14 protein-coding genes are annotated in these 14,776 nt (G+C 65.5%); 9 read left to right on the forward strand and 5 right to left on the reverse strand.

Features of this window, described 5'->3' with window-relative positions; all coding sequences use genetic code 11:
- Positions 1–164: 164 nt before the first annotated feature.
- The 8 genes from BCEP18194_RS01805 to BCEP18194_RS01840 all read left to right on the forward strand — a co-directional run bounded on the left by BCEP18194_RS01805 (position 165) and on the right by BCEP18194_RS01840 (position 9,744).
- Entirely contained in the window at positions 165–3,077 is a 2,913-nt protein-coding gene (locus BCEP18194_RS01805) for a tetratricopeptide repeat protein (RefSeq protein WP_157687093.1), read from the forward strand.
- 86 nt (positions 3,078–3,163) lie between these two features.
- Entirely contained in the window at positions 3,164–4,255 is a 1,092-nt protein-coding gene (locus tag BCEP18194_RS38605) for a tetratricopeptide repeat protein (protein WP_011349582.1), read from the forward strand.
- Positions 4,256–4,738: a hypothetical protein gene (locus BCEP18194_RS01815; protein WP_011349583.1), complete on the forward strand. Its 483-nt coding sequence runs from the start codon at positions 4,256–4,258 to the stop codon at positions 4,736–4,738. It begins immediately after the preceding gene.
- Between the two features lie 7 nt (positions 4,739–4,745).
- A complete protein-coding gene (locus BCEP18194_RS38610) occupies positions 4,746–5,333 on the forward strand; it encodes a hypothetical protein (protein WP_157687094.1) in 588 nt (195 codons plus the stop codon).
- Between the two features lie 115 nt (positions 5,334–5,448).
- Positions 5,449–6,333 carry a hypothetical protein gene (locus BCEP18194_RS01825; RefSeq protein WP_011349585.1) on the forward strand — a complete coding sequence of 295 codons (885 nt, stop codon included), beginning with the start codon at positions 5,449–5,451 and terminating at the stop codon, positions 6,331–6,333.
- A 95-nt stretch (positions 6,334–6,428) separates the two neighbouring features.
- Positions 6,429–6,941 (forward strand): hypothetical protein, encoded by a 513-nt coding sequence (locus BCEP18194_RS01830; protein WP_157687095.1) that lies wholly within the window; start codon positions 6,429–6,431, stop codon positions 6,939–6,941.
- 396 nt (positions 6,942–7,337) lie between these two features.
- Complete coding sequence (locus tag BCEP18194_RS01835) at positions 7,338–8,141, forward strand: SDR family NAD(P)-dependent oxidoreductase (RefSeq protein WP_157687096.1); 804 nt, start codon at positions 7,338–7,340, stop codon at positions 8,139–8,141.
- Positions 8,134–9,744, forward strand: a complete 1,611-nt coding sequence (locus BCEP18194_RS01840; RefSeq protein WP_011349588.1) for a class I adenylate-forming enzyme family protein — start codon at positions 8,134–8,136, stop codon at positions 9,742–9,744. Before BCEP18194_RS01835 ends, BCEP18194_RS01840 begins: the two co-directional genes overlap by 8 nt.
- Positions 9,745–9,841: 97 nt before the next feature.
- Here BCEP18194_RS01840 and BCEP18194_RS38615 read toward each other — a convergent pair whose 3' ends face one another.
- From BCEP18194_RS38615 to deoC, 4 genes are all read right to left on the reverse strand, one after another.
- Positions 9,842–10,564 carry a hypothetical protein gene (locus BCEP18194_RS38615; RefSeq protein ID WP_157687097.1) on the reverse strand — a complete coding sequence of 241 codons (723 nt, stop codon included), beginning with the start codon at positions 10,562–10,564 and terminating at the stop codon, positions 9,842–9,844.
- A 158-nt stretch (positions 10,565–10,722) separates the two neighbouring features.
- Positions 10,723–11,442 (reverse strand): hypothetical protein, encoded by a 720-nt coding sequence (locus BCEP18194_RS01850; protein WP_208860691.1) that lies wholly within the window; start codon positions 11,440–11,442, stop codon positions 10,723–10,725.
- Between the two features lie 36 nt (positions 11,443–11,478).
- Positions 11,479–12,003, reverse strand: a complete 525-nt coding sequence (locus BCEP18194_RS01855) for a DUF3592 domain-containing protein (protein WP_011349591.1) — start codon at positions 12,001–12,003, stop codon at positions 11,479–11,481.
- A gap of 98 nt (positions 12,004–12,101) precedes the next feature.
- Positions 12,102–12,782 carry a deoxyribose-phosphate aldolase gene (gene deoC, locus BCEP18194_RS01860; protein ID WP_011349592.1) on the reverse strand — a complete coding sequence of 227 codons (681 nt, stop codon included), beginning with the start codon at positions 12,780–12,782 and terminating at the stop codon, positions 12,102–12,104.
- A 146-nt stretch (positions 12,783–12,928) separates the two neighbouring features.
- On the opposite strand from deoC, the gene deoR reads away from it, so the two are divergent.
- On the forward strand, positions 12,929–13,699 hold the full coding sequence (gene deoR, locus BCEP18194_RS01865; RefSeq protein ID WP_011349593.1) for a DNA-binding transcriptional repressor DeoR: 771 nt from the start codon (positions 12,929–12,931) through the stop codon (positions 13,697–13,699).
- Between the two features lie 22 nt (positions 13,700–13,721).
- Here deoR and BCEP18194_RS01870 read toward each other — a convergent pair whose 3' ends face one another.
- A complete protein-coding gene (locus BCEP18194_RS01870) occupies positions 13,722–14,774 on the reverse strand; it encodes an aldose 1-epimerase family protein (protein WP_011349594.1) in 1,053 nt (350 codons plus the stop codon).
- Between the last annotated feature and the right edge of the window lie 2 nt (positions 14,775–14,776).

A 14,776-nucleotide genomic window follows, 5' to 3' on the forward strand; every position in this document is an offset into this window, starting at 1 on the left:
TGAGCCATCGATCACGAGTCATGGTGTGGTGATGACGGTATAGACGACACGGACAACAGACGACTTTACGTCATCCACACGCGTTGTGGCGACGCGTCGGGGTCCGCACTCGGGTCGTTCGGACCGTGCAGTGTGAAATGCGGTGCTGAGGAGGCGGTATGCGCATGACGGAGGACAGCGCAGAGAAGGCGCGGGTCGAAGCGGAAGCAGTGTGCGTTCGCCTGCTGCAGGCTGCGCCGACGGTTGCCGCGGCACCGGTCGAATTGCTGGAGCACCTGGCCGCTGCTTGGCTGCGCAAGATCGAGGCGCTGGAAACGCTGGAGCGAAATGCCGATGCGGTGGCCGAAGTCGACGCCTTCACGCGCTATTTCGACCAGGGCGCGGACACGCCGGAGAGCGCATGGCCCTGGCTGGTCCAGGCCGCCTGCCGCAAGGTCGTGGCGTTGGCGCGACAAAGCCAGCTGCTTCGGGCCCTGGAGATTGCCGAGTCGGTGCAGGCACGCTTCGAGCATACTCGGGCGCTGGCGGTGCGCGAGTGGGTGGCGTATGCCGGGCTGGAGGAAATCAGGATTCGTACCGCGATGGGCGAAACTTTCGCACGCGTGGACATGGTGCGTCACGCACAGCGCCTGGCCGAGCGGTTCGGCGCGGACGAGTGGCCCGCGACGCGTGCGCTGGTTGGCCGCATCCGCTTGCGCCGGGCCCGCATGCTGAGTGAACTCGACTACGACGACGAGGCGCTGAGCGAGCTTTCGGCGGTGCGGGCCGACTTCGCCGAGGCGGAGGATCCGGGCGCGCAGGAGGTGGCGGCCGACGCATTGCATATGCGCTCGCGTTTGCTCAAGGTGCTGCATCGCGATGAAGAAGCCCGATCCGAGCAACGCGCGCTGCTGGCGGGATATGCACGCAGCACGTGTCCGGAGATCCGGCAAACGCATGTCCTGGCCCGGTTCGATGCAATAGCGTGGGCCGAGGAAGCGGCCGACGAGGCGGGCAATGACGCCGATCACCTCAATGCGTGGATCGACGCATGCGATGCGTTGATTTTCGATCACGCCGACAGCGATGATGGCTTCGTGGTGCTGCGCGTCAATCAGGCGTTGCGTCACAAGGCGCGCGCGTTGCGCCGGTTGGGCGGTGCCGGGGCGGACGAGGACGATCAACACGATCAGGATGACTATCCGGAACGGGCCGACAAGGTTGCAGACGAACAATGGACGCGTTATCGCGACCATTCCGACGCGGCGGTGCAGGCCGAATTGATCGATGCGATGCTGGAGCGGCTCGAGGCCCGGGACCGTCCGGGGCAAGTGCTCGATGAGGCGGAGCGGTTGTTGCAGCATCTGCAGCGCTCCGGACCGATGCAGGCCGCATCGCCGCAACTGGTTCGTATCCTGCTGCTCAAATCCTGGGCCTTGCGTGCACTTGGACGACCCAGGCAAGCGCTGGAGACATTCGCGCTTCTGCCGGCCGATGCGCCGACCGGAGAAACGGATCCGGTATTGAGCAGGCTGCGCGTGAACGTGCAGATCGAGCGCGGCCGTCTGCTGCGTCAAATGGAGCGGCCGGACGAGGCGCTCGATGCGCTGTCGCTGGCGCCGGATCTTCTGGATGACGTGGTCGAATCGGGGAAAGCCGGGTTCGACAAACCGTTGCGCCGGGCCGTGGCGCGTGCGATGGACCTGCGCATCGACATCCTTGCAGAGGCCACTCCGCCGAAGGACGACGACACACCGTTCGGCCAGTCGGTGCCGCTCGAGCCGGCCGAGCAGGCATACGCGCAGGCTGTGCACGCGCTGGACCAACGCTTTCATGCGGACGACGATGCATCCGTCCGGTCGATGGTGGCCGATGCGCTGTACAGCCTCGCGGTTCACCAGCGCGAACGTGCTCATCCGCACGAGGCCATCGCGAGCTACGACCTGCTGCTGAACCGCTTCGCGGCCGATCCGGCGCCGGCCATCGAGCCGCGCGTGGCCAGTGCGTATCTGAACAAGGCCTATCTGCTCCTGAACGGGCTGGATCGTCCCGAAGAAGCGCTGCCGGTGTACGACGCGCTGATGGCGCGCTTTGCGAACGCCACCGGTGGCAAGCTGCGGGACAGCGTGGCGAAGGGCGCCGCCAGCCGGCTGACTTGCCTCAATCGATTGCAGGATCGCGGCGTGGCCGTGAACTATGGCGAACAGTACGAAGACCTGACGCCTGCACAGCGCGACGCGATCGCCGGAACGCTCGACCGCGCCGACGCCCTGCGGGACGAAGACAAGTATCGCGACGCGATCGCCCTGTACGACCAGATCCTGACGCAGCACGTCGAATCGCTGCATCCCGAGTTGCGGCGCCTGTGCCGGAATGCGATGACCAACAAGGCGTTCTGCTATGCGCGGTTGAACCAGCGCGAGGCGTCGCTGGCCGTCAACGACGAGGTGATCGCACGCTACGGCAGCGACCTGTCGACGACGGCCGAGAAAGACGTGGCGCTGGCCATGTCGAACAAGGCGGTCGACCTGGACAAGCTGGGCCGTCACGACGAAGAACTGGAGGTCTATGCGCAGATCATCGAACGCTGGCGGCATGCGGACGTGGCCTATCTGCGTTTGCGCGTGGCCAGTGCGATGTTCGGCAAGGCCTGCACGCTGGCGGACCGCGATCCGGAATCCGCGCTGGCCGGCTATCGCCAGGTGCTCGACGGCTACCTGTCCGCCGGGGAGGCGAATCTCCGGCTGCAGGCCGCGAAGTCGGCGGTCAACCTCGGCATCCTGCTGCGCAAGCTGGGCCGCCATGCCGACGCGCTGCGTCCGTGCGAGCGGCTGCTTCAGGCGTGCAGCGGCGAGACCGACGAGCAGATCAACGCGCAACTGATCAGGGCGCGTATCAGCCTGGCCCGCACCTATGCGCCCGCAGGGGCACCCGAGAAGGCCGTGGCGATGTACCGGGAATTGTTGATCCTGCCGCCGCGGCAATTGAGCGAGACGCAGCGCAAGGAACTGGACAAGGAGCTGCTGGCGCTGCCCGGCGGGCGGCTGGGGCTGGTCGGCCTGTTCAAGGCCGCGCGCGGCAAGCTGATGGGGAAGTAGCCTGCGCGACGCGCATCGGCACTCGCCATGCCCGTTGATCGAAGCAACGAAATCCGGCTGCCTGCCGGGCAGGAATCGCGAAATATATGAAAAGCTATCTCGCCGTATTAGCGATCCTCTGCCTGACGGCATGTCAGGCCGGAGGGCAGGCCGCCGCACCGGCGAGCGTCGAGACATCGGTCGGACTGCAAACGAAAGAGGAAGCGGTACGCGATAACCCGGCAAACCCGCACGAAAAGGATGAAACCGGCGTGACGGCCAGCGATGTCTCGTCATCGTCTACCTCTTCGCAGAAGTCGCTGGCGCAGCTCGTCGACGCGTGTCACGCGACCGATCCGGACAGTTGCGAGAAGGCCGGTTTGGGCTATGCCGCGGCCGCGACCGACAACCTCCTGCATGCAGCGGACTTTTACGCGGACGGCTGCGACCAGTCGAATGCCTCGAACTGCATTCGAATGGGGCTCATGCTCCAGAAAGGTGACGGTGTGCAACTGGACTGGTTCGCCGCAGCGATAAACTTCAGATCGGCCTGCGACCTCGACGACACGGAGTGTTCGAATCTCGGCCTGGCTTATGTCTTCGGCCAGGGGGTGGTGCGGGACGGCAGGCGAGCCGTGCAACTATTCGACAAGGCGTGCCAGGCAGGCCGTATGACGGGGTGCGCGAATCTCGGGGCGGCCTATATGAAAGGGATCGGCGTGCACCGGGATCGCCAGCGTGCAATCGCGTTGTTCAGGGAGGCATGCAGCGACGGCGATTCGCTCGGCTGTTTCAACCTCGGGGTGATATACCACACGGGGCAAGGCGTCCGGCGTGATCTGAAGCGGGCGGCGACTTACTACCAGACCGCATGCGATCACGACGACGGTGAATCGTGCAGCAATCTCGGGAAATTGCGACTCGGCCGGAAAATCGGCGCGCGTGACCCGAAAACCGCGGCACAGCTGTTCTATCGGGGCTGCATACTGAACGACGCCGAAAGCTGTCTGTATCTCGGTCTGGCCCATCAGTCGGGCGACGGCGTCCGTGCGAATGCCTACGACACGCGGAGCTATCTGTGGCGCGCGGTTGCGCTCGATCCGAAGTCGCAGGCCGCGCGACGTGCGCTTGCCCGTCTCGCTCGCATTGGAGATGAACGCGCGGCGACACCCGCAGGCAGGCAACCTTCCGGAGAATGAATGCAATCGATTAATACACTCGTCGCGAGGGTGCACGACTCCTGGATCGCGCGAACCCTGATTCTGGGCCTCTCGTTCCTCGTGCCGTTCATCTGGATTCTGTCGACCGATCTGATTTGGGCTGCACTGAAGAACGTCTCACGCAATACGAGCGACGCGTCCATCAATATTCCGACGGCGATGCCGCTGATTGCCTCGGTGGTGGGTGCGTGGTTCGTTTGTGCATTCGCGCTCGGTCGTGTCGTCAAATCGACGCGGCGCGTGATACTGGTTTGCAACGTGGTTGCGGTGATCGTGTTCGTCGTCGAATTCACGATGACGATCGGCACGTCGGACTGGGCGCTCGTTTCAGGCGAGCTGGTCAGCATCTATCCCATCCGGTTCGGGTTAGCGGTGTTGATCGCGTTTGTCTCGAGCCTCCTGGCAAGCCGTATTTTCGGAAAGACGGAGGCGTCGCGAAACACGACGCCTCCTGTCCGGTGAGCCGCTCGTGAAAGACGCGCGAACGCTGCGCCGGCGACTTCCCGATGCGTGGAGATCCGGTGTCGTGATCGCGCGGCCTTTGACCGATCACTCGAGGGTCGTGTCACTGGCGGTACAAGGTCCACTGCTCGAAGCAGATCGTTTCGAGTCGATGGAATCCGTCGCAATCGGTTTTTTCTGGACGACGTCTATGCCCCATCTTGTCGTGAAGCGCACTGTTCTTGTGGCGATGACCATCGCTTACGCGGCCTGTCGTGCCGATCTGCCGGCGACCCGGCTCACGAACAAGGAGGCGACGGCAGCCCTTCGCGCAGAGATCGAGATGGTCGCGGAGGAGCAGGGCCGCGTCGCGCTCGGAACCTGCAAACCGGCGCTGAATCCACGCTACAAGGATCAGGTCGCCTGTACCTTGCTGGTGATCAGTCAGGCGGGTACGTCCGAAACACAGGCCGATTTTCATTGGGACGGGCAAAAATGGGTATCCACGCCGTCGGAGTCTCAGGACATCCTGCCCTTTCCCGATCCGCTCCTTGCGGACATTCACTCGTGGACGAAAAACATCGACCAGCTGGAACCGCATTTTCTGAAAAACTAGTCCGGCATGGTCGGCAGGCGCTCGCAACCGGCCCGGCGGCACGCGTGGTTCACGCTGCCGACGGGGTTGGCCGGGAGCCTGCCTGTTCAGCCGAATTCAACGGGATCGCCTGCTGATGAACGACGTTTCAATCGATGAATGGCTGGCCGGACTGGAAAGGCATCTCGCGCAGATTCCCCGGGGCGGAGGCCGTTATGCGAACGGCCGGCCGGGTTTCATTGCGGCCCTGACGCCGCAGGCGTGGCGGCTGTTGAATCTGCAGGGCATGGGCAAGGACCTGGCGCCGATCGTGACGGCGGCCTGGAATCAGGAGCCGGTCCGGTTTCGCGCTTTGTTGTCCGCCTACGTGCGCATCTCGACTTTGACCGCGCTTGCGAATGCGCCATTCGGCCTGAAAGCGTGTTTCACCGATCCGTTGGTGGCGCTGGCGGCCGGCGATGAAGCGACCTATCGGGTTCAGGTGCCTGCCGCGGATGACTGGGGTGATCCCGACGAAACGCCGGCGATCGAAGGCATGGTGGTGCTGGTGACGAAGCTGATGGCCGCGATCGAGCACGGCTTGCCCCGGCCGGCGGCATGGGGCGGGTTCACCGATCGCGTGCTTGCCGAGAGCGGGACATTCGACCAGGCGCTGGTCGGAACACTACTCGCCCTTCACGCGGGCGACAGTGATCCGGCTACACCGTTCGGCAAGGTCGTCGCAACGTTTCGTCGTTCCGGCTGGGCGCGGGTTCGCTACGGCGAGTTGGCCGGCTTGCCGCTATTGGCGGTCGGCATCGTGGCCCTTGCCCGCCGCAAGCATGCGGTCGCGAGCGACGCGCTAGCGGCGATGCTGCCGGCAGCAGCGGTCTCGTACAGCCGCGTGCTGGTTGCAGACGCGCCGGCATGCCCGTTCCGGTTTCGCGGAGAACTGGCGTTCCTGGACGAACTGCTGGCCGATCCGGCAAGCTGGACCGCGTTGGCTGCCGAACTGGCAAAGCAATGGAACGCGACTGCGTGATCGTCATGCCGGCGTTGCCGCGGCGCCGACTCGAACGCTGCCAGCGACGGCGACCGCCGCGCCTTTCGTACGTCTCCCAGCCCGGAGAAACCGACATGAAGCGTCCGATATCCGATCGTTCAGGACGGCGATTCGATTCAAGCGTCAACGGCGCACGGCCGGTCGGGCCTCGCTTCCTGGCGTGGCCCTTGATCGCCGCGATCTCCGTCCTGGCATGCGGGTGTTCCGATCGCGATACGCGGGACGTCTGGCCGGACGGCCTGATCGGTCACACGTGCGGCTCCAACGATGCGCCGCTGCCGGTCATCACGTCCATCGCGAAGGACGGACGAAGCGTGCGACTGACCGTGCCCGATGCTTCGGAAGCCGAAGTCGTCAGCGCGTCGGAGGCCGCTCGTGCCGACCGCGGGCAAGCCCGCGTCTATCTGTGCGACTCGAACGGATGCGAGCTCGGCGCCAAAGGTCGTTACGATGTCCGGGCTGCCGGCGAAGGTGCGTGGCAAGTCGATTTCAACGCGACCTTCGTTCGGGAGGGCCGACCACAGGTCGTTCACGGGTCGTTCATCGCGCACAAGGCCGATGACGCCGCCTCGATGCCGTGCGGGTAGCCGGTGCTGGCGGGTTGTCGTTCCGCTGGCTGGCGTTCGGCGAATACCGATATCGGCAACGAACGGCTGCGCCGACGCGTCACGCTGTTTCGGCGATTCCGGATGGGAGGCGGCTTTCGATGAAGGTGGGGGTAACGCGAGAACGCGACATGCATCCGCCCTGGGCCGATCGGGTATTGGGGTGGACACGGCGGCATGCATGTGGGAATTCTGGAAGCAACGACCGTTTTCAGAACGGGCGAAGTCGATGGCAGTCCGTCGTTTACCGAGGCGATCGACTTCACATTTTTCTGGCCGACGTATTTCATTCGAGGATGTATCCGCATCATGTCGCGACCGCCCATGCCGAGCTGGCTTTGCCCCCGAACCTGTGCGGACGAAGCACGATTGCGGCGCATGCTGGCGGGAAAGACCATCCTGATCACCGGCGCGTCTTCCGGGATCGGTGCGGCTGCCGCGCGCCTGCTCGCACAGCCCGGCGTACGGCTGCTTCTGGTCGCGCGCAACGAAGCGCGACTGGCCGATGTCTGCAGGCAGACAACGGCGAAAGGGGCAAGCGTGCACTACTACTGCGTCGATTTCGCGGAGATGAGCCAGGTGCATGCACTGGGCGACCGGATCGAAGCCGAGGTTCCGGCGATCGACGTGATGATCAGCAACGCCGGGAAATCGATTCGACGACGCGTGACCGACGGCGAGCAATTGTTGCGCGATGCGCTGCGCTGCAACCAGATCAACCATGTCGCGCCGGTCGCGTTGCTGAGCCGGATTCTTCCGCTGATGATGGCGCGCGGCGCGGGGCAGGTCGTCAACGTGTCCACGGTATCGGCCCGGCTCCCCGCGACGCCTTACTGGGCGGCCTACCAGAGCAGCAAGAGCGCGTTCGACATGTGGTTTCAGTCGGTGGCGGGCGAGCTGTGCGCCAACGGCGTCGATCTCGGATCGGTCTATCTGCCGTTGGTCCATACGCCGATGAGCGCGCCCAGCGCCGTGTTCGAGCGCGTCCCGGGCATGTCTGCCGAGCAGGCGGCTGGCGTACTGGCCTACGCGCTGGTGTCGCGCCGGCGGCGCGTTGCGCCTTGGTGGCTCTGGCCATGCGAATGGCTCGCGATTCTGTTTCGTCATCCTGTCGACTGGATGCTCGCGGCACTGCATCGGAGAAACACGTCGCAGCATGCATCGGGGAAGCGCGATGCGTGACTGCCTGACGGCGGTGCGCTGGGTATGGCGAGCGCTGCGCGTCAGCGGCCTGCCCGCGCCGGTCGCGCTGGGGTTGCGTGTCATCCTGCTGGGCGTCAGGCACGGATGGTCGATGTATGTGCTCGCGGCGCTCTGGAAAGATCTCGCGCCCGACGAAGCCGCGCTGACCGACGATCGGCGCCAATGGAGCTGGCGGGAGCTCGTGCTCGACGTCGACGCGCTGGCGACCGTGCTCGACGGCATGGGCTTGCGGCGCCGCGACCGAATCGGATTGATGTGCCGGAACCACGGCGGCTTCGTCATCGCGTTGCTCGCGTCGATGAGACTGGGTGCCGACGTCGTTCTGTTGAGCACGCGATTCGACGGGCGTCAGCTGGCGGCGGCGCTCGACGGTCACGATGTCTGCACGCTCGTCGTCGATCCGGAATACGAAGCACACGTCAAGGAGGCCGGTTTTCGTGGTCGGGTGCTATGGAGCGAAGCGTCCGCGGATCGTGAGGTGGGCGATGCCGGCCCGAATCTGCCGGGATTGATCGCCTCGACGCCCCCCGTGCGGCTCGGCCGGCGCAGGCCGGGCGCGTTGATCGTGCTGACCTCCGGCACGACCGGTGCGGCGAAAGGCGTGCGCCGCGCGCTGTCCGTGAAGCAGGTCGCCGGAATCGTGTACAGCCTGGTGTCGCGGCTGTCGTTGCGAACCGGGGCGCGCACGTTGATCGCGGTACCGCTGTTTCACGGCTACGGCATCGCGGCGCTGGCGTTGGGCCTGGCGCTTCGGTGTCCGGTGGCGCTCACGCGTCATACCGACGGCAGCCGGTTGTGGGCAATCGCCAGGCGCACGCAGGCAACGAACGTCGTCGTGGTGCCGACCTTGCTGCGCCGCATGCTGGACGCATCACTGCACGATCCGCCTGCCGCGATCGAGCGCATCGTGTCGGGATCCGCGCCGATGCCCACGCGCTTGATCGAGGAAACGTCCGGCCGCTGGGGCGAGGTGCTCTACAACCTTTACGGGAGCACGGAAGCGGGCCTGATCACGATCGCGGACCCGCGGGATCTGCGTGACGCGCCCGACAGCGTCGGATACGCCGTCCACGGGACGGAGGTCGTCATTCGAGGGAATGCAGGCGACACGCTGGGCCCGGGGAAGATCGGCGAAGTGGTCGTGACGGGGCCGCTGGTATTCGACGGGTACGATCATGCGCGCGTGCCCCCGGTATCCGTGCATACCTTCGCGACCGGAGACAAAGGGTGGCGAGACGACGCCGGGCGGCTCCATTTGCTGGGGAGGATGGACGACATGCTGATCGTCGGCGGCGAAAACATCTACCCGCAGCAGGTCGAGGATCGATTGATGACGCTGCGTCAGGTCGTCGATGTCGCGGTGGCCGGGCTTGCCGCCGAGGACGGCGGGCAGCGCATCGTTGCGTGGTTCGTGCTGCGGCCGGGCCACGAAATCGGGGCGTCCGATATTGCGAGTGTGCTGCCCGCCTATATGCGCCCGACGCGCTGGACGGTGGTTGAAGCATTGCCGCGGAACGCGATCGGAAAACTGGCGCGCGGGCGGCTCGCGCCGGGGACGATCGACACCGGCTCCGGGCCGTAGGACGGCGTCGATCCGTCGAGCGCTGACGGTACGGCGGAGCATCCTGACGCTCGCGATGCCATCCGCCAACGTTCTTGGCAGGATAGCGGCCGGTTCGTCAGTCCGGCTGACTCCGGTGAGCCTCGAATTGCTCGCGATTGAACAGCTCGAAGTACAGCACGTCGTTCCATTCAAGACCCAGCGGATGTTCGGTATCGCCGGTGCGCGTGCTGTCGCAGTTGTCATCGAAACGCAGGCCGAAAAAGGCATCCAGCGGCGCGGGGCTCCGTTCGGCTGCGGCGCGTTGCAGGATGCCTGCCGCCTCCGTGATATTGCCCGGCAACGCTTCGAAGGCTGCGCCCACGTGACGGCAGCGGCCGATCTCTGCGTCGACGAGTGCGCGCAATGCATCCGGATCGCTTTCGGACATCAGGTCGAGTTCGATGGTTTCGAGCAGCAGGTACGGGGCGCGATGCTGTTCGAGAAAGGCGAGGGTCTCGTCCAGCCACTCGCGCACATGGTCGACCGCAGCGTGTGTCACTGCCGGTGTCGGCATGTGTGCCGGTCTGGATTCCACCGGAGCGGGCGCCACGCCCACCCAGCGCCGCATCCGGTCCACGAGCGTCGATTTCCCCGGGGGTTCCGGCGGCGGAGCGGCAGGCGTCGGCACCGCGTGCGATTCGATCAGTACCCTCAGGATTGCGACGAAATGCCTGACGCGCTCGAATCCGGGCGCGAACGGGCTGCTGATCGCATGAAGCGGCATTTTCGTGCCGTCGAGACCATCCGAGATCAGCGAAGCGCACGGCTGCGGGTCGCACGACATCAGCAACCGATACATGAAAGGCACGTCGTACGCCCATTCCGACAGCCCGGAAATCGTCTCGGGACGATCTTCATACGATGTCGGCCGGTTGCCGAGGCTATAGAGATAGGATCGATTGGCCATGCTGGCTCCCTGTCGACGAGACGATGTCCCGGTACGGTGTTGGTCCTGCGCTAGCGATCGTCCGAGACGGACCACGGATAACCGATCTCGGCGAGATCGTCTTGCAGGGACTCGAAATCGCATTCGGGATTGAGCCGCCGGACGAGCCCGGCGGCGAGTGGTTCGTGGCGATACACGGCCGCGACGTCGCGCGGATCGATGTCGCACTCGTAATAGTCGGCGGCGAATTCGACGTACTGCTCGGGCCGTCCGGCCAGTATGCCGAGCAATCGGGCGGAGCCGTCCGGGTCGTCAGCCGTGGACGATTCGACCGGCCCGCAGGACCAGCGCGTTTCATCGGCAAGGCGCCAGATGCAGAACGTGCTGTCATGGGTGGTAAATGCCGGTTCGTGCAGCAGGTTGGCGTGAAAGGCTTCGGGCAGGCCGCTGAAGATGGCGGGCCAGGGGTTGCCCGGCCGGTACATCGGCGCGTCGCGCAGCACGCCGTGGAGGGCGGCACCCGCGGCGGAGAAGATCGCAAACCACTGGTCCCCGGAGCCGTTGCGCATCGACGCCATCTTCTCCCCGTCTGCCCAGGCCTGGTTGAACGAGTAGTAACGGTATTCCCATTCCGGCGACAAGACAGCATCAAGGATCGCAAGCGACTGTGTCAGGCGCATCAGGCCGGCGATGTCGGGGAGCGCGTTCAGATTGCTTGTCGAGACGTTCATGTCGTTTTTACCCGTCGTGAGCAGGATGCCGGTGCTCGACCAGAAGAAGCGCGTTTTCATCGGACCGTCGAGGAGCCGCACGCATCGACCGCCGCGCTACTCTCGCGAAAACAGGCGGCGCGGTGGCGGGTCGCCGTGCCGCAGCAGCCAGAAGCCGGTAAAGCCGTTGACCAGTCCGACCAGCAGCAGCGCCGCGCCCAGCATCAGCTTGAATTCCCATTCGTCCGACATCGCGGCGCTGTTGAGGCGCGCGATGCCGGGAAACTCGGGTGACACGCGCAGCCCGTCCTGCGCGGCCGCGCCGCAATAAGCGGCCGTCTGCGCGTCGGTGCGCGCAGGCGTTGGATCGTGCTCGTCGGTCAGACCATCGGCGGGCTGCCATGCGCTGACATATTCACGCCCGTCTCCGTAGCGGAACCGCGCGCTGACTTCCCAGTACGCGGAATGCCGGCCGTATTGCAGCGTCGCTGCGCATTGCTCGACGGTCGCCGGCACATGCGGCCATGCCTGCGCGCGCCGCAGGATCACGCCATCGGCCAACGTGAAGCCGCCCCACAGCACGACCGCAATGCCGATCGCGAGCAGGATCCCGGATCTCAACCAGACGGAGAGCGTTCTCATCGGACGGGGAAGCGAGGGGCGCGTGAACCGCCGCGCGGAAGCGCCAAGCGTACCACCGCAGCCGCGTCCGGGAATCCGTCGGCGGCCTGCGGTGACCGTCAATACGCCGACGCGCTCCCATCCTGATCGGTCACGATCGCCACCCCCGAGCTCGTGCCGAGCCGCGTCGCGCCGGCCTCGATCATCGCCAGCGCGGCCGCGCGGTCGCGCACGCCGCCCGATGCCTTCACGCCGAGCACGGGGCCGACCGTGCGGCGCATCAGCGCGACATCCGCGAGCGTCGCGCCGCCGTGGCCGAACCCGGTCGACGTCTTCACGAACGCGACGCCGAGATCGCGGCACATCTCGCACACGCGCACCTTCTCGTCATCGGTCAGCAGCCCCGTTTCGAGGATCACCTTGAGCGGCACCGCGCCGCATGCGCGGTGCACGGCGTCGATGTCGGCCTTTACGTCGTCGGCGCGGCCGCTCTTCAGCGCGCCGATGTTGATCACCATGTCGATCTCGCCGGCGCCTGCCGCGATCGCGACGGTGGCTTCAAATGCCTTGGCGGCCGACAGCCCCGCGCCGAGCGGAAAACCGACCACGGCACAGACGAGCACGCCGGTATCGGCCAGCTCGCGCGCGGCGAGCGGCACGTTCGCCGAATTCACGCAGACCGAGTAAAAGCGATGCTCGGCCGCCTGGCGGCAGAGTTCGCGGATCTGCGCGTCGCTCGCGTCGGGCGCGAGCAACGTGTGATCGATGGTTTGAGCGAGTTGGGCGTTGGAAAGCGGCATGTTTCAGGACTCCACGGATCGTGCGCCGGAAGGACACACGTAAAGTTGATGTTTTCACATCGGTTTGTTACAAATACGACATTCCGGCCGGGCCCGCGCGCCCGGCACCACAAGCGACGGATGCGACGGGCACGCAGGATACTGGCATGGAAACGAAGAAAGGCGAACGGATCAAGACACTGATGAACGTGCTGCAAGGGCAGAACGCGATTCATCTGAGGGAAGTCGCCGAGCTGTTCGGCGTATCCGAAATGACGATCCGCCGCGATCTCGCGGACAACCCGCACGGCTTGAGCCTGATCGGCGGCTACGTGACGCGCCACTTCGCCGCGCAGCGCAGCGACATCGGCGAGTACGTGGTCAGCACCGAGAACGACCGGCAGACCGAGGAGAAGCGCCGCATCGGCAAGCTGGCCGCGCAGTTCGTGACGACCGGCGACACGATCTTCGTCGACTGCGGCTCGACCACGCCGTTCGTCGTCGATTTCATTCCGGACGACCTCGAATTCACCGCCGTCTGCAATTCGCTGAACGTGTTCGCGAAGCTGCAGCAGAAGCCGCATTGCAGCGTGATCCTGTGCGGCGGCGCGTACCACCGCAAGAACATGGTGTTCGAGTCGGTGGCCGAGACGGGCATCCTCGACACGGTGCGCGTGTCGAAGGCGTTCATCTCCGCCGCGGGCGTGAGCGACCGGTGTGGCGTGACCTGCTTCAACTTCCACGAAGTCGACGCGAAGAAGAAGGTGATGGAGCGCGCGCAGAACCGCTTCCTGCTCGTCGACCACACGAAGTTCGACGAAGTGCGCGCGGCCTATTTCGCCGAGCTGACCGACTTCAACTACGTGATCTCGGACGAGCAACTGAGCAGCCGCTACGAAACGGCGATCCGCGAACACGGGATCGCGCTCGTGACGTGACGCCGCACGGCCGCGCATCGCTTCACGCATGGCGTGCTTCCGCCGCGCTCAGGTAGCCGGTGACGACTTCGAAGCGGCGCGTCGCACCCGGTGCGAGCGCCGCCACATGGCCTTTGCGGCGTTCGGCCTCATAACCCTCCGGCTCGCAGGTCGACGGCAGCGCGAACGCGGCGACCTGCTGGTCCGCGTTGTGCAGGATCCAGCGCGTCGCATGCGGGAATTGCTCGGGGCGGTACGCGGTGTGGAATGCGCCGCCATCCGGATGCTCGAGCAGGAAATGCGCGACGCCGTCTGCATCCGTTTCCGCATCGTTCATGAAGAACACGATCTCCGGGTCGTACAGCGCGGGCGCATCGAGCGTATGAAGCCGTTCCGGTTCGTGAGCGAGCGTGGCCGTGTAGTCGCGCCATGCGGCGGTCGGCTTCACGTGCGCGGGCACGCTGTCGCGCAGCCGCAATCCGCCGCGCGACAGCGACTGCACAAAACGACCACCCGGCACGTACGCGTAGTTCAGGTGCGCCATGTACATCAGGTCCATCGACGTGCCGCCGAGATTCGTCACGTCCATCGCGATCGTCATCTGCGCGTCGTGTTCGGCGAGCCGTACCGACGGGCGCGCCACATAGTGGCTGCCGAACCCCTGCACATATTCGTATTCGCCGGTCACTTCGACGAACGCGCCGCGCGCATCCGCGCCGACGACGAGGCTCGCGCGATCCATCGGCGCGCACGGCATCTCGCCGTGCAGCGCGTGCGTGTCGTCCGGCCCCGGGCAGCCGTTGCGCAGCAGCCCGCTGTGGAACATGAAGCAGCCGTACGTATCGATGATCGATGCCGCCCGCTTCGGCTGCCGGAACATGTGCTTCATCGTCAGGTCATGCCCGTCGAACGCGGCGGCCCAGATCATCTGGCCGAGGTACGGCAGCACGACGAGGTGGCCGCGACGGTTCTCGAGCTTCAGCGCCTCGACGCCGGACGGATACGCGAATGCGGTGACGGTGAGCCCGTCGGTGCGGTACAGCGTGCGCGGCGTGTCGCGGAAGTCGTCGCGCCGCAGTTCGATTTCGCCTCGCATCC

It is taken from the genome of Burkholderia lata (assembly GCF_000012945.1).
GTDB classification, from domain to species: domain Bacteria; phylum Pseudomonadota; class Gammaproteobacteria; order Burkholderiales; family Burkholderiaceae; genus Burkholderia; species Burkholderia lata.

Bases quoted from the DNA above. Each gene is read 5' to 3' on its own strand.
- BCEP18194_RS01805 (WP_157687093.1), top strand. From the start codon at position 165: ATGACGGAGGACAGCGCAGAGAAGGCGCGGGTCGAAGCGGAAGCAGTG.
- BCEP18194_RS38605 (WP_011349582.1), top strand. From the start codon at position 3,164: ATGAAAAGCTATCTCGCCGTATTAGCGATCCTCTGCCTGACGGCATGT.
- BCEP18194_RS01815 (WP_011349583.1), top strand. From the start codon at position 4,256: ATGCAATCGATTAATACACTCGTCGCGAGGGTGCACGACTCCTGGATC.
- BCEP18194_RS01825 (WP_011349585.1), top strand. From the start codon at position 5,449: ATGAACGACGTTTCAATCGATGAATGGCTGGCCGGACTGGAAAGGCAT.
- BCEP18194_RS01830 (WP_157687095.1), top strand. From the start codon at position 6,429: ATGAAGCGTCCGATATCCGATCGTTCAGGACGGCGATTCGATTCAAGC.
- BCEP18194_RS01835 (WP_157687096.1), top strand. From the start codon at position 7,338: ATGCTGGCGGGAAAGACCATCCTGATCACCGGCGCGTCTTCCGGGATC.
- BCEP18194_RS01840 (WP_011349588.1), top strand. From the start codon at position 8,134: ATGCGTGACTGCCTGACGGCGGTGCGCTGGGTATGGCGAGCGCTGCGC.
- BCEP18194_RS38615 (WP_157687097.1), bottom strand. From the start codon at position 10,564: ATGTATCGGTTGCTGATGTCGTGCGACCCGCAGCCGTGCGCTTCGCTG.
- BCEP18194_RS01850 (WP_208860691.1), bottom strand. From the start codon at position 11,442: ATGAAAACGCGCTTCTTCTGGTCGAGCACCGGCATCCTGCTCACGACG.
- BCEP18194_RS01855 (WP_011349591.1), bottom strand. From the start codon at position 12,003: ATGAGAACGCTCTCCGTCTGGTTGAGATCCGGGATCCTGCTCGCGATC.
- deoC (WP_011349592.1), bottom strand. From the start codon at position 12,782: ATGCCGCTTTCCAACGCCCAACTCGCTCAAACCATCGATCACACGTTG.
- deoR (WP_011349593.1), top strand. From the start codon at position 12,929: ATGGAAACGAAGAAAGGCGAACGGATCAAGACACTGATGAACGTGCTG.
- BCEP18194_RS01870 (WP_011349594.1), bottom strand. From the start codon at position 14,774: ATGCGAGGCGAAATCGAACTGCGGCGCGACGACTTCCGCGACACGCCG.